At 68.3% G+C, this 15,195-nt stretch carries 15 protein-coding genes; 8 read left to right on the forward strand and 7 right to left on the reverse strand.

The window, feature by feature from the left end; all coding sequences use genetic code 11:
- Nucleotides 1-18: 18 nt before the first annotated feature.
- The 6 genes from DAT37_RS34155 to DAT37_RS34180 all read right to left on the reverse strand — a co-directional run bounded on the left by DAT37_RS34155 (nucleotide 19) and on the right by DAT37_RS34180 (nucleotide 5,112).
- Entirely contained in the window at nucleotides 19-735 is a 717-nt protein-coding gene (locus DAT37_RS34155; RefSeq protein WP_109528983.1) for a Clp protease N-terminal domain-containing protein, read from the reverse strand.
- Nucleotides 736-812: 77 nt separating this feature from the next.
- Nucleotides 813-1,925 carry an NAD(P)/FAD-dependent oxidoreductase gene (locus DAT37_RS34160; RefSeq protein WP_109528984.1) on the reverse strand — a complete coding sequence of 371 codons (1,113 nt, stop codon included), beginning with the start codon at nucleotides 1,923-1,925 and terminating at the stop codon, nucleotides 813-815.
- 91 nt (nucleotides 1,926-2,016) lie between these two features.
- On the reverse strand, nucleotides 2,017-2,940 hold the full coding sequence (locus tag DAT37_RS34165; protein ID WP_198654583.1) for an RNA polymerase sigma-70 factor: 924 nt from the start codon (nucleotides 2,938-2,940) through the stop codon (nucleotides 2,017-2,019).
- Nucleotides 2,941-3,062: 122 nt separating this feature from the next.
- Nucleotides 3,063-3,998, reverse strand: a complete 936-nt coding sequence (locus DAT37_RS34170; protein WP_109528985.1) for a CDP-alcohol phosphatidyltransferase family protein — start codon at nucleotides 3,996-3,998, stop codon at nucleotides 3,063-3,065.
- Nucleotides 3,998-4,738, reverse strand: coding sequence for a phosphatidylserine decarboxylase (locus tag DAT37_RS34175; RefSeq protein ID WP_109528986.1), 741 nt, complete (start codon nucleotides 4,736-4,738; stop codon nucleotides 3,998-4,000). Before DAT37_RS34175 ends, DAT37_RS34170 begins: the two co-directional genes overlap by 1 nt.
- Nucleotides 4,739-4,842: 104 nt before the next feature.
- Nucleotides 4,843-5,112 carry a GlsB/YeaQ/YmgE family stress response membrane protein gene (locus tag DAT37_RS34180; RefSeq protein ID WP_109528987.1) on the reverse strand — a complete coding sequence of 90 codons (270 nt, stop codon included), beginning with the start codon at nucleotides 5,110-5,112 and terminating at the stop codon, nucleotides 4,843-4,845.
- A 257-nt stretch (nucleotides 5,113-5,369) separates the two neighbouring features.
- On the opposite strand from DAT37_RS34180, the gene DAT37_RS34185 reads away from it, so the two are divergent.
- Nucleotides 5,370-6,398 carry a beta-ketoacyl-ACP synthase III gene (locus DAT37_RS34185; RefSeq protein ID WP_109528988.1) on the forward strand — a complete coding sequence of 343 codons (1,029 nt, stop codon included), beginning with the start codon at nucleotides 5,370-5,372 and terminating at the stop codon, nucleotides 6,396-6,398.
- 31 nt (nucleotides 6,399-6,429) lie between these two features.
- Here the strand turns inward: DAT37_RS34185 and DAT37_RS34190 are convergent, their stop codons facing one another.
- Nucleotides 6,430-6,885 (reverse strand): SRPBCC family protein, encoded by a 456-nt coding sequence (locus tag DAT37_RS34190; RefSeq protein ID WP_109528989.1) that lies wholly within the window; start codon nucleotides 6,883-6,885, stop codon nucleotides 6,430-6,432.
- Between the two features lie 194 nt (nucleotides 6,886-7,079).
- Here DAT37_RS34190 and DAT37_RS44475 point away from each other — a divergent pair, with 194 nt between their 5' ends.
- From DAT37_RS44475 to DAT37_RS34220, 7 genes are all read left to right on the forward strand, one after another.
- The gene (locus tag DAT37_RS44475) at nucleotides 7,080-7,271 is read left to right on the forward strand and encodes a hypothetical protein (protein ID WP_157978834.1); all 192 of its coding nucleotides are present in this window, start codon (nucleotides 7,080-7,082) and stop codon (nucleotides 7,269-7,271) included.
- Between the two features lie 78 nt (nucleotides 7,272-7,349).
- A complete protein-coding gene (locus DAT37_RS34195) occupies nucleotides 7,350-9,017 on the forward strand; it encodes an FAD-dependent oxidoreductase (protein WP_109529160.1) in 1,668 nt (555 codons plus the stop codon).
- 15 nt (nucleotides 9,018-9,032) lie between these two features.
- A complete protein-coding gene (locus DAT37_RS34200) occupies nucleotides 9,033-10,511 on the forward strand; it encodes an ATP-binding protein (RefSeq protein ID WP_408637476.1) in 1,479 nt (492 codons plus the stop codon).
- Nucleotides 10,512-10,531: 20 nt separating this feature from the next.
- Nucleotides 10,532-10,888, forward strand: a complete 357-nt coding sequence (locus tag DAT37_RS34205) for a UBP-type zinc finger domain-containing protein (RefSeq protein ID WP_109528990.1) — start codon at nucleotides 10,532-10,534, stop codon at nucleotides 10,886-10,888.
- 93 nt (nucleotides 10,889-10,981) lie between these two features.
- The gene (locus DAT37_RS34210; RefSeq protein ID WP_157978835.1) at nucleotides 10,982-11,440 is read left to right on the forward strand and encodes a hypothetical protein; all 459 of its coding nucleotides are present in this window, start codon (nucleotides 10,982-10,984) and stop codon (nucleotides 11,438-11,440) included.
- 31 nt (nucleotides 11,441-11,471) lie between these two features.
- Nucleotides 11,472-13,658 (forward strand): AAA family ATPase, encoded by a 2,187-nt coding sequence (locus DAT37_RS34215; protein WP_232840168.1) that lies wholly within the window; start codon nucleotides 11,472-11,474, stop codon nucleotides 13,656-13,658.
- Between the two features lie 129 nt (nucleotides 13,659-13,787).
- Nucleotides 13,788-15,086 carry a hypothetical protein gene (locus DAT37_RS34220; protein WP_109528992.1) on the forward strand — a complete coding sequence of 433 codons (1,299 nt, stop codon included), beginning with the start codon at nucleotides 13,788-13,790 and terminating at the stop codon, nucleotides 15,084-15,086.
- Nucleotides 15,087-15,195 lie beyond the last annotated feature (109 nt).

A 15,195-nucleotide genomic window follows, 5' to 3' on the forward strand; every position in this document is an offset into this window, starting at 1 on the left:
GCTATTCCGACAGCACCGTCACTGCTGACCGGCGACGATCGAGGCGAGCACCGCGACCAGATCGGCTTCGATGGCTTCCTTGTCCAGGCCGAGACCGGTGAGCAGACCGGATCCGTTCTCCTGTTCCAGCAGGGCGAGCAGCATATGTTCGGTGCCGATGTAGTTGTGGCCGAGGCGAAGTGCCTCGCGGAAGGTCAGTTCGAGCACCTTCCTGGCCTCGGCGTCGTACGGCACCATCGGGGGCACCTCGCCTTCGGGTGTCGGCAGCGCCGCGGTCGCGGCGGCGCTGACCGTGTCGAGTGTGACGCCGCGCGACAGGATCGCCTTGGCCGCCAGCGCGTCGGGTTCGGTCAGCAGGCCGAGTACCAGGTGCGCGGGCGCGATCTGCGAATTACCCGCCTCGCGCGCGATCTCCTGGGACGCGACGACGACCTGGCGGGCGCGCTGGGTGAATTTGGCGAAACCGGCGTTGGGGTCCATGGCGGCGGCGTCACCGGGCGCTTTGGGGACGAAACGCTTCTGCGCCGCCTGTTTGGTGACGCCCATGCTCACGCCGATATCGGTCCAGGACGCGCCGGAACGCCTGGCCTGGTCGACGAAATGGCCGATGAGGTGGTCGGCGAGTTCGCCGAGGTGGTTCCCGGCCACCACGGCGTCGGAGAGTTGGTCGAGCACATTGTCGGGACGGGCCTTCTTGATGCCGTTGATCAGGTCATCGAGCCGAAAAGAGGTCATGCGTCAACCATAGGTTGACGATCGGCCATCGTCAACACTTGGTTGACGATGGCCGATCGGAGTGTGCCCCCCGCGATTCAGGGTTTGGCCGCCCACCCCGCGCCACGGACGATGCGTTCCTTCACCCACGCGCCGGTACGCCCGGTGAGCACCGTCCGTGCCGGAGTGTCGTCGGCCTTCAGGAACTGGATCAGGCCGTCGCCTCGCCCCAGGCTCAGGCATTGCGCGACGTACCTGAAGTGGAATTCGCGCGGTTCCCGACCGCGCAGACGGGTGGCGATGGCATCGGCGGTGTACTTGCCGGTGGGCAAAGCGGTGGCGCAGGCCATCCGCAATTCCCGGTCGCCCGGACCCGCGACGACGGCGCTGTCACCGGCCGCGTAGATATTCGGGTGCGACAGCGAACGCAGCGTCGCGTCGGTGCGCACCCGGCCGTGCCCGTCGACGGCCAGACCCGCGGCGCGCGCCAGGTCGGGAACACCGAAACCCGTTGTCCAGATGGTTGTCTCGGCATCGACAATCGTGCCGTCGACCAACCGGACCCCGGTCGCGAGCACCTCGGCGACCTTCGCTCCGGACATGATCTCGACCCCGAGGCGTTCCAGAGCCCCGCGCACGTACCGCCGCGCCCGCTCCGACATCCACCCCGCCGGTTCCTCCGAACTCAACAGCAGCACTCGCGAATCCGGTTGCGATTCGGCGAGTTCGGCGGCAAGCTCGATACCCGTCGCGCCGCCGCCGACCACAGCGACCCTGCCACGCCCCACCGTCAGCGCGGCGGCGTCCTCCGGAGTCGCCACCGACAGCGCGTATTCCGCCGCACCGGGCACACCGGTGTCGCGCCTGCTGCCGAGCGCGTACACGAGGGTGTCGTATTCCAGCGCCGCGGGATGCGCGGGCGCGTCCGACTCGGCCACGTCGTCGAGCAGCACCAGCCCGCCGACCACGTCGATATCCCGCACGCGCGCCCGGACGAAGTGGACCTTCTTGCGTTCGAGCGCCTCCCGGATATCCCAGCGCGGAATCTCCTGCCCGGCGGCCCGCTGGTGCAGGCGCACGCGCTCCACGAAATCCGCGCGGGCGTCCACGACGGTGATCCGCGCGCCGCGCGCTCTGCTCGCCAGACGGCCCGCCGCCGCGAGTCCCGCGTATCCGGCGCCGAGGACGACGATCCGATGTTCTCCGGTCATGATGTGGTTCCTTCCGATCAGCCGATACCACTCAGACCGGATAGGGCCTCGATCCCTGACAGGTCGAGAACATGACCCGCGTCACATACCGTCAGAGGTCGCCGATATCGCCGGAACCGCGATCATCGGATGCGCCGACCCGTGACAGGTAGGCCAGCTTCGCCGGATTGACGATGAGGCGCAGCGCGGTGACACGGTCGGATTCGGTGTCGAACCCGACCACGACCAGGGCATTTCCCTCTGATCGCACGACCAGCGCGGTCGCGCCGTTGATCTCCTCCAGCGAGACCAGCATCCCCGGAACCTCCCAGCGCAAGAGTCCGGCCAGGTAGCGCGCGACATGGTTCGCGCCGACCACGGGCCGCCGCGCCGCGTTGACCACGCCGCCGCCGTCCGCCGTCGCGACCACGTCGGCGGCGAGCATGCGCTCGAGTCCCTCGATATCGCCGTTGCGCGCCGCCTTCAGGAACCGCTCTATCAGGGCGACGGACTGGTTGGCGGAAATGTCGAACCGGGTTCGCTCGGCGCGGACCCGCTGACCGGCCCGGCGGAAGATCTGCTGGGAATTGGCCTCGGTGACACCGAGCATGTCGGCGATCTCGCGGTGCGCGTACCCGAAAGCCTCGCGCAGCACGAACACCGCGCGTTCGACGGGACTCAGACGCTCCAGCACAGTGAGCAGCGCGAGCGAAACCTGTTCGCGCTCTTCGACCGTCTCCAGTGGACCGAGTTCACCGCGCGCGGTCGGCACCGGTTCGGGCAGCCACGGGCCGATGTAGGCCTCACGCCGTGCCCGCGCCGAAACCAGCCAGGTGCGACACAGATTCACCACGGCGGTGGTGAGCCACGCCTCGGCGGACCGAATGACGCTGCGGTCGGTGCCATCCCAGCGCAGGTAGGTCTCCTGAACGGCGTCCTCGGCCTCGCTCGCCGAGCCGAGCATCCGGTAGGCCAACGCGAACAGCCGAGGGCGATGCACCTGGAATTGGCGCAGTCCTTCGGGTTCCACCGTCATTTCCTCCGCCGTCATTCCTCTGGGCTCGCCCAACGGATGCGACAGTACCTCCGGCACGCGCCGCCTCCGTACTCGACAACGTCGCGGACGGGGGCGTCGCCGTTACAGCGGCGGAACGGAACTCAGCGCGTGACGTCGTCCGCCGTCGGCTTCTTCGCACCCGGCCTACGCAGCCGCAACCTGCCCGAACCCCGGATCGCCGCACCCCGGATCGCCGGTCGGCGAATGGCGGGACGCGGGATCGCGGGCAGACGACGTTGAGCGCGACGTTGGGCCCGCCGCTCGGACGGTTTGTGCTGCCAGGTCTCCGGACGGGCCGCCACCCAGCGCTGCGAATGCCACGCGAAGGGGATGTGGGCCAGATACAGCACGACCAGCATCAGCAGCAGCACAATCGGATACGTCACCAGCAGGGCCGCGGCCACGGCGACCAGAACCAGCAGTCCGGCCGCCGCCTGCGGGGCCACCGACACCGATTTCATCGCCAGCGTCGGCACGGTGCTGACCGCAAGCGCCGCGGCGAACACCGTCCAGGCCGATACCGCGTAGAAGCCGACCCACCAGCCGTCGTCGAATTGGACGAGCAGCGCGATCGGCACCAGCGCGATCAGCGCCGCCGCCGGAGCGGGCACGCCGACGAAATACTCGCGCGACCATTCCGGACGGGTGTCGTCGTCGAGCAGGGTGTTGAACCTGGCCAGGCGCAGCACGATGCTCACCGCGAACAGCAGCGCGATGATCCAGCCCGCGCTGTTCTCCTGCAACAGCGCGATGTAGAGCACGAGCGCGGGCCCGACACCGAAGGAGATGGCGTCGGACAGGGAGTCCAGTTCGGCGCCCATCTTGGTGGTCGCGTCGAGCATGCGGGCGAGCCTGCCGTCGAGCGTGTCGAGCACCGCGGCGGCCCCGACCATCGCCAGCGCGATGTCGAGTTTGCCGTCCAGCGCGAATTTCACCGCGGAAAGCCCTGCGGCGAGAGCGAGGACGGTCACGACGCTGGGGAGCAGCCGGATACTCCGGCGTCTGCGCTGGGGTGGGGTGGGCAGAGCCGCCTCCATCATGAGTCGGTGGCTGATGAACCGACCGCGGGCAGCACGGCGAGTACCGTCTCCGCCCCGATCGTGCGCTGGCCCGGTTGGACCAGTAGTTCGGTACCGATCGGGAAATACGTGTCGACGCGCGAACCGAAACGGATCAGACCGTAGGTGTCACCGATGGTGAGCACATCGTCGACGCGCGCGTCGCAGACGATGCGGCGGGCGAGCAGACCGGCGATCTGCACGACGACGACGGTCTGGCCCGCCGGAGTCTCCAGCACCATCGAATTGCGCTCGTTGACCGAGCTCGCCTCGGGCAGGTCGGCGGAACGGAACTGGCCCGGCTCGTGGATCACGGTGCGCACGGTTCCGGAGACGGGCGTGCGCTGCACGTGCACGTCCAGGACCGACAGGAAAATGCTGACGCGCGGCAACGGCTGATCGCCGAGACCGAGTTCGGCGGGCGGCGCGGCGGTGTCGACCAGCGCGATCTCACCGTCGGCCGGAGCGACGACGACGCCCGCCCGGTTCGGCGGCACCCGGTTCGGATGACGGAAGAAGGTCGCGCACGCGGCGGCGGCGATCAGACCCGTCCTGCGGACCCACTTACGCTTGCCGCCGACCACCGCCAGGGCGAGGGGCGCGGCGACGAACGGTAGCCCGGCGGGGTGCAGCGGGGGAATCGCGGCCCGAACCAGATCGACCACATGGCCGACTCCGGTGGTTTCGGGCGTGCCGGGCGGGGTGGGGCGGCGTGCCACAGGCTCCTCTTTCGTGCGGGGTGCAGAACGTTTCGCGCCACTCCACGATAGGTCGGGCGCAAGCGTTCACACCTTACGCCGAAGGAGCCGGTGACATGTGCCGGTCAGTGGACCTTCCGCCCCATGAACAGTTTCACCAGGTACAGCAGGATCACCGCCCCCGCGAGGCAGGTGAAGAAGCTGAAGAACCAACCCGCGCTCTCCACGTCGACGCCGAACAGCGCCAGCACCAGACCACCCAGCAAACCGCCGATGACGCCGACGACGATATTGAGGACGATGCCCTGTTGCGCGTCCGTCTTCATGATCTTGCTGGCGATCCAACCGGCCAGTCCGCCGATGATGATCCAGCCGATAATCCCGAGACCGAGCATGGTGACCTCGCATCACTAGTTGGGAGCACCCCGATGAGCTATTGATCAGCTATCGATCAGCTCTTCGAGGGTATACCCGGCCGGTTGTGAGAATACGCACTTCGGAAACCGCGACCCCGGTCTAATATGAGGGGGCCTCATGTCTGCGGCGGTACAGGCGGACAGGGCCCACCGATTCAGGGCCGATCGGTGCGGAGAGTTCGGATGCTTCGGGAAACCACCCGGCGGCAGCGCCCCAGGTACATAGGAGACGCACCATGGCTGCTCGAATCGCCCAGACCACGGGGGCAGAGCACACCGCGATCCTCGGGCTCGGCGTATATCGCCCGGTCCGAGTTGTCACCAACGACGAGGTGGCAGGTCCGATCAACTCCAGCGACGAGTGGATCAGGACCAGGTCGGGTATCAAGACGCGCCGGTTCGCCTCGGACGACGAGACGATCCACACCATGAGCGTCGCCGCCGCGCGCGGGGCGATCGAATCGGCCGGGGTCGACGTCGACCAGGTCGACTGTGTCATCGTCGCGACGTCGACCCACCTCCAGCTCACCCCCGCCGCCGGGCCCCGGATCGCGACCGAACTGGGGATGAACGGCGCGGCGGCCTTCGACATCATGGCCGGCTGCGCGGGCTTCTGCCACGGCCTCGCCCTCGCGTCGGATCTGGTCAGGGCGGGCACGTCGAAGAACGTGCTCGTCATCGGGGTGGAGAAATTGACCGATACCGTCAATCCGGCGGATCGCTCCACCGCTTTCCTCTTCGCCGACGGCGCGGGCGCGGTCATCGTCGGGCCGTCCGAGGAACCGGGGATCGGGCCGACCGTCTGGGGTTCGGACGGCACCCAACACCACGCGATCCGCCAGGACAAGAACTGGATCGAGTTCTTCCGCGAGATCGACGAGAAGGGCCTCGACGCCGTCCGCCCCTACCTCGCGATGGAGGGCACCGCGGTATTCCGCTGGGCGGCCCATTCGCTGGAGAAGGTGTGCCGCGACGCCATCGATCGAGCCGGGCTGTCCACCGACGATCTCGACGCCATGATCCCGCACCAGGCCAACGGCCGGATCATCGACATCATGGCGCGGGTGCTCAAACTGCCGGAGAACTGCGTGCTCGCCGACGATATCGAGGAGACCGGCAACACTTCGGCCGCCTCGATTCCGCTGGCCATGGAGGCGCTGTTGCGCCAGGGGCGCTCCAAGCCCGGCGATACCGCGCTGCTGATCGCGTTCGGCGCGGGCCTTTCCTACGCGGCGCAGGTCGTCACGCTGCCCGACTGGCGGTAGCCGCCGATCCGGCCGACGGGCGGGTGATTTCTCACCCGCCCGTTTCGATCGCCGTCTTGATCCGGCCGAGGGTCTCGTTCATCCCGGCGACCAATTTCGCCTCGAACGCCGCCTCGCCGCCGAGCACGGCGTCGACCATCTTGCGCACCGGCCAGGAGACCCCCTGCGGGATATCGCGACGCTGGGTCACCCTGGTGCCCGTCTCGGTCGGCTCCAGCGTGTAACTCCAGGTGGTGAAGTTCTCGTTCATCCGGAACGCGAAGGACCGGCCGGGTTCGTAGCGCACGATGCGCGAGGTGGTGGGGTAGAACTTCTTGCCGTCGCGGTTCCAGTTCACCGTCCAGGTCCCCGCCTTCGGGGTGCCGATGGCGACCATGCGCACCGTGTGCGGACTGAACTCGGGCATCCGCTTCAGATCGGAAACGACCTCCCATACCTGTTCGGGTGGTGCGGCGATGTCGATGACGGCTTCGAGTGTGTTCGGCAACGGTGTCTCCTGGTCGTGCGCTCGCGGCGAATCGAACGGGGGTGGTGAACCTCATCGTGCCGGGTGGAAGACAGCCAGGTCACATTTCGGTCTTTTGGTTGGCCCCCGTTGTCGTGACGCGCGCACAATAGTTGATATACGAAGCATCAGACACAGCCACTCAACATTTCCGTCCAGCGTGAGGTGATCCGGCCGTGAAACTGCGCTCATTGCTCCACCGTCGGCAAGCGGACCAGGTTCCGCTGCTGCCCTCCCTCGATGTCGACCAAGCCGTATCCGGCGGCGGTTCGACGCCCCGGCGGGCGAAACGGCAGGCACGGGAGGAAGGCCTGGAGCGATTGCTGACTCCCGGCGAACTCGACCTGGTTCAGCGACACCGCGTGTGACCTCCCCGGTACAGGGGTCGGGGGCGCGGGCTCCGATCGGCGCCTGCGCGAGGCGACGTGACACGACATAATTCTGTGGTGACCGCACCTGCCGCCGCCAAACCGGCCATTCTCAGCGTCGATGACGATCCGGGCGTCTCCCGCGCCGTCGTGCGCGACCTCCGCCGCCGGTACGGGGCCGATTACCGGATCCTGCGCGCGGAATCGGGGCCCGACGCCCTCGACGCGCTGCGCGAGATGAAATTGCGCGGTCAAGCCGTCGCGGTGTTGATCGCCGACTATCGGATGCCGGGGATGGACGGCATCGAATTCCTGGAGCAGGCCATGGACCTGCACCCCTATGCCCGCCGCGTGCTGCTGACCGCCTACGCCGACACCAGCGCGGCCATCGACGCGATCAATGTCGTCGATCTCGACCACTACCTGCTCAAACCGTGGGATCCGCCGGAGGAGAAGCTGTATCCGGTGCTCGACGGACTGCTGGAGGCCTGGCGTTCCAGCGATCACAAACCGGTGACCGAGACCAAGGTGATCGGCAACCGCTGGTCGCCGCGCTCCTCCCAGGTGCGCGAATTCCTGGCCCGCAACCAGCTGCCCTACCGCTGGTACCTGGCCGAGGAACCCGAAGGCGCCCGACTACTCGACGCGGCGGGCGCCGACCCCGAACGATGTCCGGTGGTGATCACCTCGACCGGCACCGCCCTGATCCAGCCCACCGACAGCGAACTGGCCGAGAGCGTCGGCCTCAACATCACTCCCACCGGCGATTTCTACGACCTGATCGTGGTCGGCGGCGGACCGGCCGGACTCGGCGCCGCGGTCTACGGCGCCTCAGAAGGACTGCGCACCGTTCTGGTCGAGCGCACCGCCACCGGCGGGCAGGCCGGACAGAGTTCACGCATCGAGAACTATCTCGGATTCCCCGACGGCGTCTCCGGCTCCCAGCTCGCCGATCGCGCGCGCAGGCAGGCCGCGAAATTCGGCGCCGAGGTCATCACCACGCGCGAGGTGATCGGCCTGGAGGTCAACGGGTCGGCGCGCACCGTGAATTTCGCCGACGGCGGACGGTTGTGCGGACACACCGTGATCATCGCGACCGGCGTCGACTACCGGCGTCATCCGGCGCCGGGGGTGGACGATTTCACCGGCCGCGGCGTCTACTACGGGTCGGCGATGACCGAGGCCGCCGAATGCGCCGATCACGACGTCTACATCGTCGGCGGGGCGAATTCGGCCGGGCAGGCCGCGGTGTTCCTGTCCCGCAACGCCCGCACCGTGCACCTGGTGGTCCGCGCCGATTCGCTGACCAAATCCATGTCGCACTATCTGATCGAACAGATCGCGCAGATCCCGAATATCGTCGTGCACACCGATACCGAGGTGACCGCCGCCGACGGCGCCGATCACCTCCAGCGGATCGTGCTGCGCAACCGGGTGACCGGCGCGGAGGAGAAGGCCGAGGCCGAGCGGCTGTTCCTGTTCATCGGGGCCGCGCCGCAGACCGAATGGCTCGACGGGATCGTCATCCGCGACGAGGCGGGCTACGTGCTGGCCGGTCCGGATCTGCTGGTCGACGGCGCGCGTCCGCGCGGCTGGGAATTGCCGAGGCCACCGCACCACTTGGAAACAAGTGTCCCCGGCGTATTCGTCGCGGGCGACGTGCACGCCGACTCCGCCAAGCGGGTGGCCTCCGCGGTCGGCGAAGGAGCGATGGCCGTCATGCTCGTGCACAGGTATCTGGCGTAATCGGAGGCGAGGACCATGGGCGAGGAAACGATGACCAGGGCGGCGGTGTGCGATCCCGAGGAATTGCGCACCCTGTTCCTCTTCGAGCGCCTGAACGACGAACAGCTGAACTGGCTGTGCGCCGATGGCAAGATCGAATATCTGGAACCGGGCCCGGTCTGCCGTGAAGGCGATCCGGCCACCTGCTTCTACGTGCTGCTCGACGGCGAGATCCGCCTGACCAAACTCTCCGGCGGCACCGAGATCGAGTTGAACCAGACCGACTACCGCGGCGTCTACGTCGGCGCGTGGACCGCCTACCTCGGTGACAAGGTCGATCAGACCTACACCGCGTCGGTCTACGCGACGAAACGGTCGCGGTTCTTCGTCCTCGACGCCGAGATCTTCTCGCGGATGATGCACGAGTGGTTCCCGATGGCCGTGCACCTGTTGGAGGGCGCGTTCACCGGTAACCGCGCCGGTAATCAGCGCGTGGCCGAACGGGAGCGGCTGCTCGCGCTCGGTTCGCTGTCGGCCGGGCTGACCCACGAGCTGAACAATCCCGCCGCCGCGGCCGTGCGTGCCACCTCCGGTCTGCGCGAACGCGTCGCCGGGATGCGCCACAAACTGGCCATGATGGCCGAGGGCAAATTCCAGCCCGAGGTACTCGTGACCCTGGTGCGATTGCAGGAGGAGGCGGCCGCCCAGGTCGCCAAAGCCCCCGAGTTGACGCCGATGGAGGCCGCCGACCGCGAGGACGTGCTCGGCGAGTGGCTCGAAGACCACGAGATCGCCGACGGCTGGAATCTCGCCCCGAATTTCGTGCAGGCCGGATTCGACGTCGACTGGCTCGAACGCGTCCACGGCACCCTGGAAGCCTGTCCCGGCAAGGTGTTCGAAGGCGCGATCCGCTGGCTCAACTACACCATCGAGACCGAACTGCTGATGAACGAGATCGGCGATTCCACCGCCCGCATCTCCACCCTCGTCAACGCCGCCAAGCAGTACTCGCAGATGGACCGCGCGCCCTTCCAGGTCGTCGACATCCACGAATTGCTCGACAGCACCCTGGTGATGATGAGCCGCAAACTCGGCGACGGCATCACCGTGGTCAAGGAATACGACCGCACCCTGCCGCCGGTCCCCTGCTACGCCGCCGAACTCAACCAGGTGTGGACCAACCTGATCGACAACGCCTGCTACGCGATGCAACGCAGCGGAACCCTCACCGTGCGCACCTACCGCGAAAGCGACTGCGCGGTCGTGGAGATCGGCGACACCGGTCCCGGCATCCCCGAAGAGGTCCGCCGCCGCGTCTTCGAACCGTTCTTCACCACCAAACCGGTCGGCGACGGCACCGGCCTGGGCCTCGACATCTCCTTCCGCATCGTGGTGAACAAACACGACGGCGACATCCGAGTCGAATCCGAACCGGGGGACACCCGCTTCATCGTCCGCCTCCCCCTCACCCGCCCCACCCCCGCCGACGCGGAAGCACTCACCCCCCAGCCATGAGCCGACCGAGCGGAGGACCCATGACCACGGAACACATCGATGGCATCGACCCCACCATTCCCCCGAGCGGCCCCGGCTGCGTGGAATGCGAAGCGACCCGGGGCTGGTGGGTCCATCTGCGCCGCTGCGCCCAGTGCGGTCACGTCGGCTGCTGCGACACCTCGCCCTCGCAGCACGCGTCCAAGCACGCCGCCGAGACCGGTCATCCTTTCATCCAGAGTTTCGAGCCGGGTGAGGACTGGTTCTGGAATTTCGGATCCGAGGAGATGTTCGGCGGCGGTCCGGAGTTGGCACCGCCGCACAGTCATCCGGCCGATCAGGGCGCGCCGGGCCCGCGCGACCGGGTGCCCGCGGATTGGCAGCAGCACATTCATTGACGATCCCGACCCGATCGGCGCTCACGCACCCGGTACGCTGCACCGAACGCGCCGGAGGCACCCGGCGCCTCGAGCCACCCGGGATTGCAGAAGATGAAGAGAATTTCCGTCATCGTCGTGGCCGCCGGAGCGGTGGCTCTGATGCTGACAGGTTGCGGCGGGTCGGAGGAAACCTCCGACGCGAGCGGCCTGCGCAAGGGAAATACCGATTCCAGCGCGACGATCACGTCGCGTCCGACCTCGACCGGCGCGTTGCCGACCTCGGCGGATCGCGCGCCGTCGGCGACGACCTCGACCGCGCCCGCCGCGACGACGCCGCCCGAGCCCACCGGCCTTCCCGCGCGGGCGTCGGACACGACGTGCGCGCAGTTCAAAGGCCTGGACAGCACCGAGGAGAAGGCCGTGATCGAGCGGATCCTGGCCGAGAATCCGGACAGTCAGTTCACCGGCAGCCCGAATGTCGCGCTCGGCACGGCCAAGTTGGTGTGCTTGGCGTCGAGCAACGCGGGCAGGACCGTCGCTGTCGCGGCGGGAATCGCCGTCAGGAACTGACCCGCGCCGCGTGGGCGGGCAGAATGGCACGGTGGCAGAACTGGCGCTCACCGCTCGCTTGAATTCCTCCGCCGCCGACGCGAGGCGCGGGGTGGTGCGGTTGCATCCGGAAGCGTTGACGGCCCTCGGTCTGCGCGAGTGGGACGGCGTGACGCTGGTCGGTTCGCGCCGTACGGCGGCGGTGGTCGGGGTCGCACCGGCGGGGACGCCCGCCGGGGTGGCGTTACTCGATGACGTGACGTTGTCCAACGCGGGTCTGCGCGAGGACGCGACCGTGGTGGTGTCTCCGGCGACGGTTTTCGGCGCGCGGCAGATCTCGGTGAGCGGGTCCGTGCACGCCACGGCCAGTATTCCGGCCGCGACGCTGCGGCAAGCGTTGCTCGGCAAGATCGTCACGATCGGCGACACGGTGTCGCTGCTGCCCCGCGAACTCGGCCCCGACATCCCGTCTTCGGCCGCCAGCCAAGCTCTTTCGCGTACTTTCGGCATCGCGTGGACGACCGAACTACTGACCGTCACCGCCACCGATCCGTCCGGCCCGGTCAGCGTGCAGCCGAATACCGCGGTGACGTGGGGGCAGGGTGTGATGTCCGCGCTCGAAGCGGCGGAAATCCCCGAAGTGGCGCAACCGCGATCCCCCGCGGCGACCGGTGACGCCACGGTGGTCGCGGTGGAGGATCTGGTCGGCGCGCGCACCCAGGCCGCCAAACTCGCCGAATGGCTCAGTCTCGCCCTCGACGAACCCGAACTGCTCAAGACGCTGGGGGCCGCCCCCCACCTCGGTGTGCTGATCACCGGCCCGGCGGGCGTCGGCAAGGCGACGTTGGCGCGGTCGGTGGTCGCCCCGCGCCGCCTCATCGAGGTGGACGGCCCGACCGTCGGCGCGGCCGAGGGCGGAGCCAGGTTGCGCGAGCTCGCGGCCGCGGTGGCCGAGGCCGGTTCGGGCCGCGGCGGCATTCTGCTCGTCACCGATATCGACGCGCTGCTGCCCGCCGAGGCCGAACCGGTCGCGACATTGATCCTGGATCAGTTGCGCGCCGCGGTAGCCGAACCGTGTGTCGCGTTCGTGGCGACGACCTCGCATCCGACGGCGGTCGATCCGAGATTGCGCGCACCGGATCTGTGCGACCGCGAGCTGACGTTGGCGCTTCCGACCGCCCCGGTGCGCAAGGCGCTGTTGGAACAGTTGTTGCGCAAGGTCCCGACCGACATTCTGGAATTGGACGATATTGCCGCGCGCACACCGGGTTTCGTCGTCTCGGATCTGGCGGCGCTGTGCCGGGAGGCGGCGCTGCGGGCGGCGTCGCGGGCCAGCAGGCAACAGTCCGAACCGCAGCTGACCCAGGACGATCTGACGGGCGCGCTCGAGGTGATCAGGCCGCTGTCGCGTTCGGGCACAGAGGAACTCGCGATCGGCAGCCTCGCGCTCGAGGATGTCGGCGATATGGTCGAGACCAAACAGGCACTGACCGAAGCGGTGCTCTGGCCGTTGCGGCATCCCGATTCCTTCGCCCGTCTGGGCATCGATCCGCCCAGGGGTGTCCTGCTCTACGGTCCACCCGGATGTGGCAAGACGTTCCTGGTGCGCGCCCTGGCGAGTACCGGCCAGTTGAGCGTGCACGCGGTCAAGGGCGCCGAACTCATGGACAAATGGGTGGGTTCCTCGGAGCGGGCGGTGCGCGAGTTGTTCCAGCGCGCACGCGATTCCGCGCCCGCGCTGATCTTCCTGGACGAGGTGGACGCACTCGCGCCGCGTCGCGGACAGAGTGGCGATTCCGGTGTCGGCGACCGGGTGGTCGCCGCCCTGCTCACCGAACTGGACGGGGTCGAACCGCTGCGGGATGTGGTGGTGCTCGGCGCGACGAATCGTCCGGAGCTGATCGATCCGGCGCTCCTGCGTCCGGGCAGGCTGGAACGCCTGGTCTTCGTGCCGCCGCCGGACGCGGACGCCCGCCGCGAGATCCTGCGCACCGCGGGGCGGTCGGTACCGCTGGCCGACGACGTCGACCTGGCCGCGCTGGCGACCGATCTGGACGGGTATTCCGCCGCCGACTGCGCGGCACTGTTACGAGAGGCGGCCCTGTCCGCCATGCGCCGCGACGTCGACGCCGCCGACGTGACCTCCGCCGACGTCGCCGCGGCGCGGTCGGCGGTCCGACCTTCCCTGGATCCGGATCAGGTGGAGTCGTTGCGTCGATACGCCGACAAGCGCGGATAGGGATTCCGCTGCCCCGGGTGGCTAATCCTCACAATCGGCCTCTCTCAGCCATTTTCCGCCGTGCGACATGACCCGGCGATATCCGGGCAATCACCTGTCCGGTACCGAGGGCCGGGTAAATTCGGCGGCGTGCGACGCATCGGCGACACCTTCGACGCGATCACGGCCTGCTGCGGGGCCGCGGTCGGCGCGGTCGCGATGGCGCTGCCCATCACCTACGCGTGGTCGGGCGAGAGCACCTCGTATCGGCTCGCCGCGCTGTACAACAGTGTGCCGCGCGGCGCGGCGATCGGGGTGATCGTCGCGGCGACGGTGGCCGTACTCGTCACGACCTTCACCCGTCCCGCGACGGCGTGGGCGGTGGCGCTCGCCGGTTCGTTCGGTTTGTTCGTCAACCACCTCGCGGCCCGTCACACCACCGCACCCGAGGTACTCACCACCCAGGACTACGTCGACGCGATCTGCGGCGGAATCCTGCTCGGCGCGCTCGGCGCGGCCGCGTTGCGCAAGCCGCTGCCCGCTTTCGGATTCGCACTCGGCAGTGTGGGTTTCTTCGTCTTCGGCGACCTCGCCGAATTCCTCGACATCCAGGCCATGGACCCCTACGCGGTGATGGAGACTCCTCCGACCTGGCTCATCAGCGTCGCGGTCGGACTCGTGTTGCTGAGCGCGATGGGCAACGCCGTGCGGCGCGGGCAAGTCCACGATCCGCAAGAACGAGTGGAACTGCCGATCACCCCGATCCTCGCCGCCCTGGTCTTCGCGCTGCCGGTGCTCGTCGGCACCGAATGGCTGTCGCGGCAGTACGACCGCCCGGGCGGGCACACGATCGATATCACCCTCGCCGTCATCGCCACCGTGATCGCGGCGACGGTCTCGGCCATGCTGCTGCCGCGCCGCGACGGTGTGGCGATACTGCTCGCCGCCGCCATCGTGCCCGCCTCCGACGCCCTCGGCCCGACACCACGGCCGGATTGGATGCTCGCCGCCGTACTCGTGGCGACCGGTCTCGGCATCGTCGCGGGTTTCAAGGCGCCCGTACCCGGTTTCGGACTCTTCATGGTCGGCGCGCTCTCGGTTTTCGCGATCGTGGTCGCGCCCTACGACAACACCGCGATGTACGCGACCGGAAGTATCGCGCTGGCGTTCATCGCGGGCTATTGCTGTGGATGCGTCCGGCCGTGTTACGTGCCGAGCGGCGTACTCGCGATCTCGGCGCTGCTGTTGCCATCGATCGTCACCGCCATGCCGGAAGAGGGGGATCTGCCGGTCAGGGACGCGATGGCGGGTGTCGGCACCGCGGGTAAGACCGCGCTGGCGATCACCATCGGATGCGCACTCGCCCTGGCCGGGCTGTACCGGCTGCGGCCGCCAAGCCTGCCCCGACCGCTGGCGCCCGCCCCGACCGGTGCGGTTGCGGATATATAGCCCGGGCGTGAATGAATGGCCTACGCCATATGCGGCGAGGCCGCGAAAGATCCAGTCGCCACGTAGGGTTTACTGGCAGTACCCCGCCGCTACTACCCGACGGAGTGCA

The organism is Nocardia aurea (genome assembly GCF_003123685.1).
GTDB classification, from domain to species: Bacteria; Actinomycetota; Actinomycetes; order Mycobacteriales; family Mycobacteriaceae; genus Nocardia; species Nocardia aurea.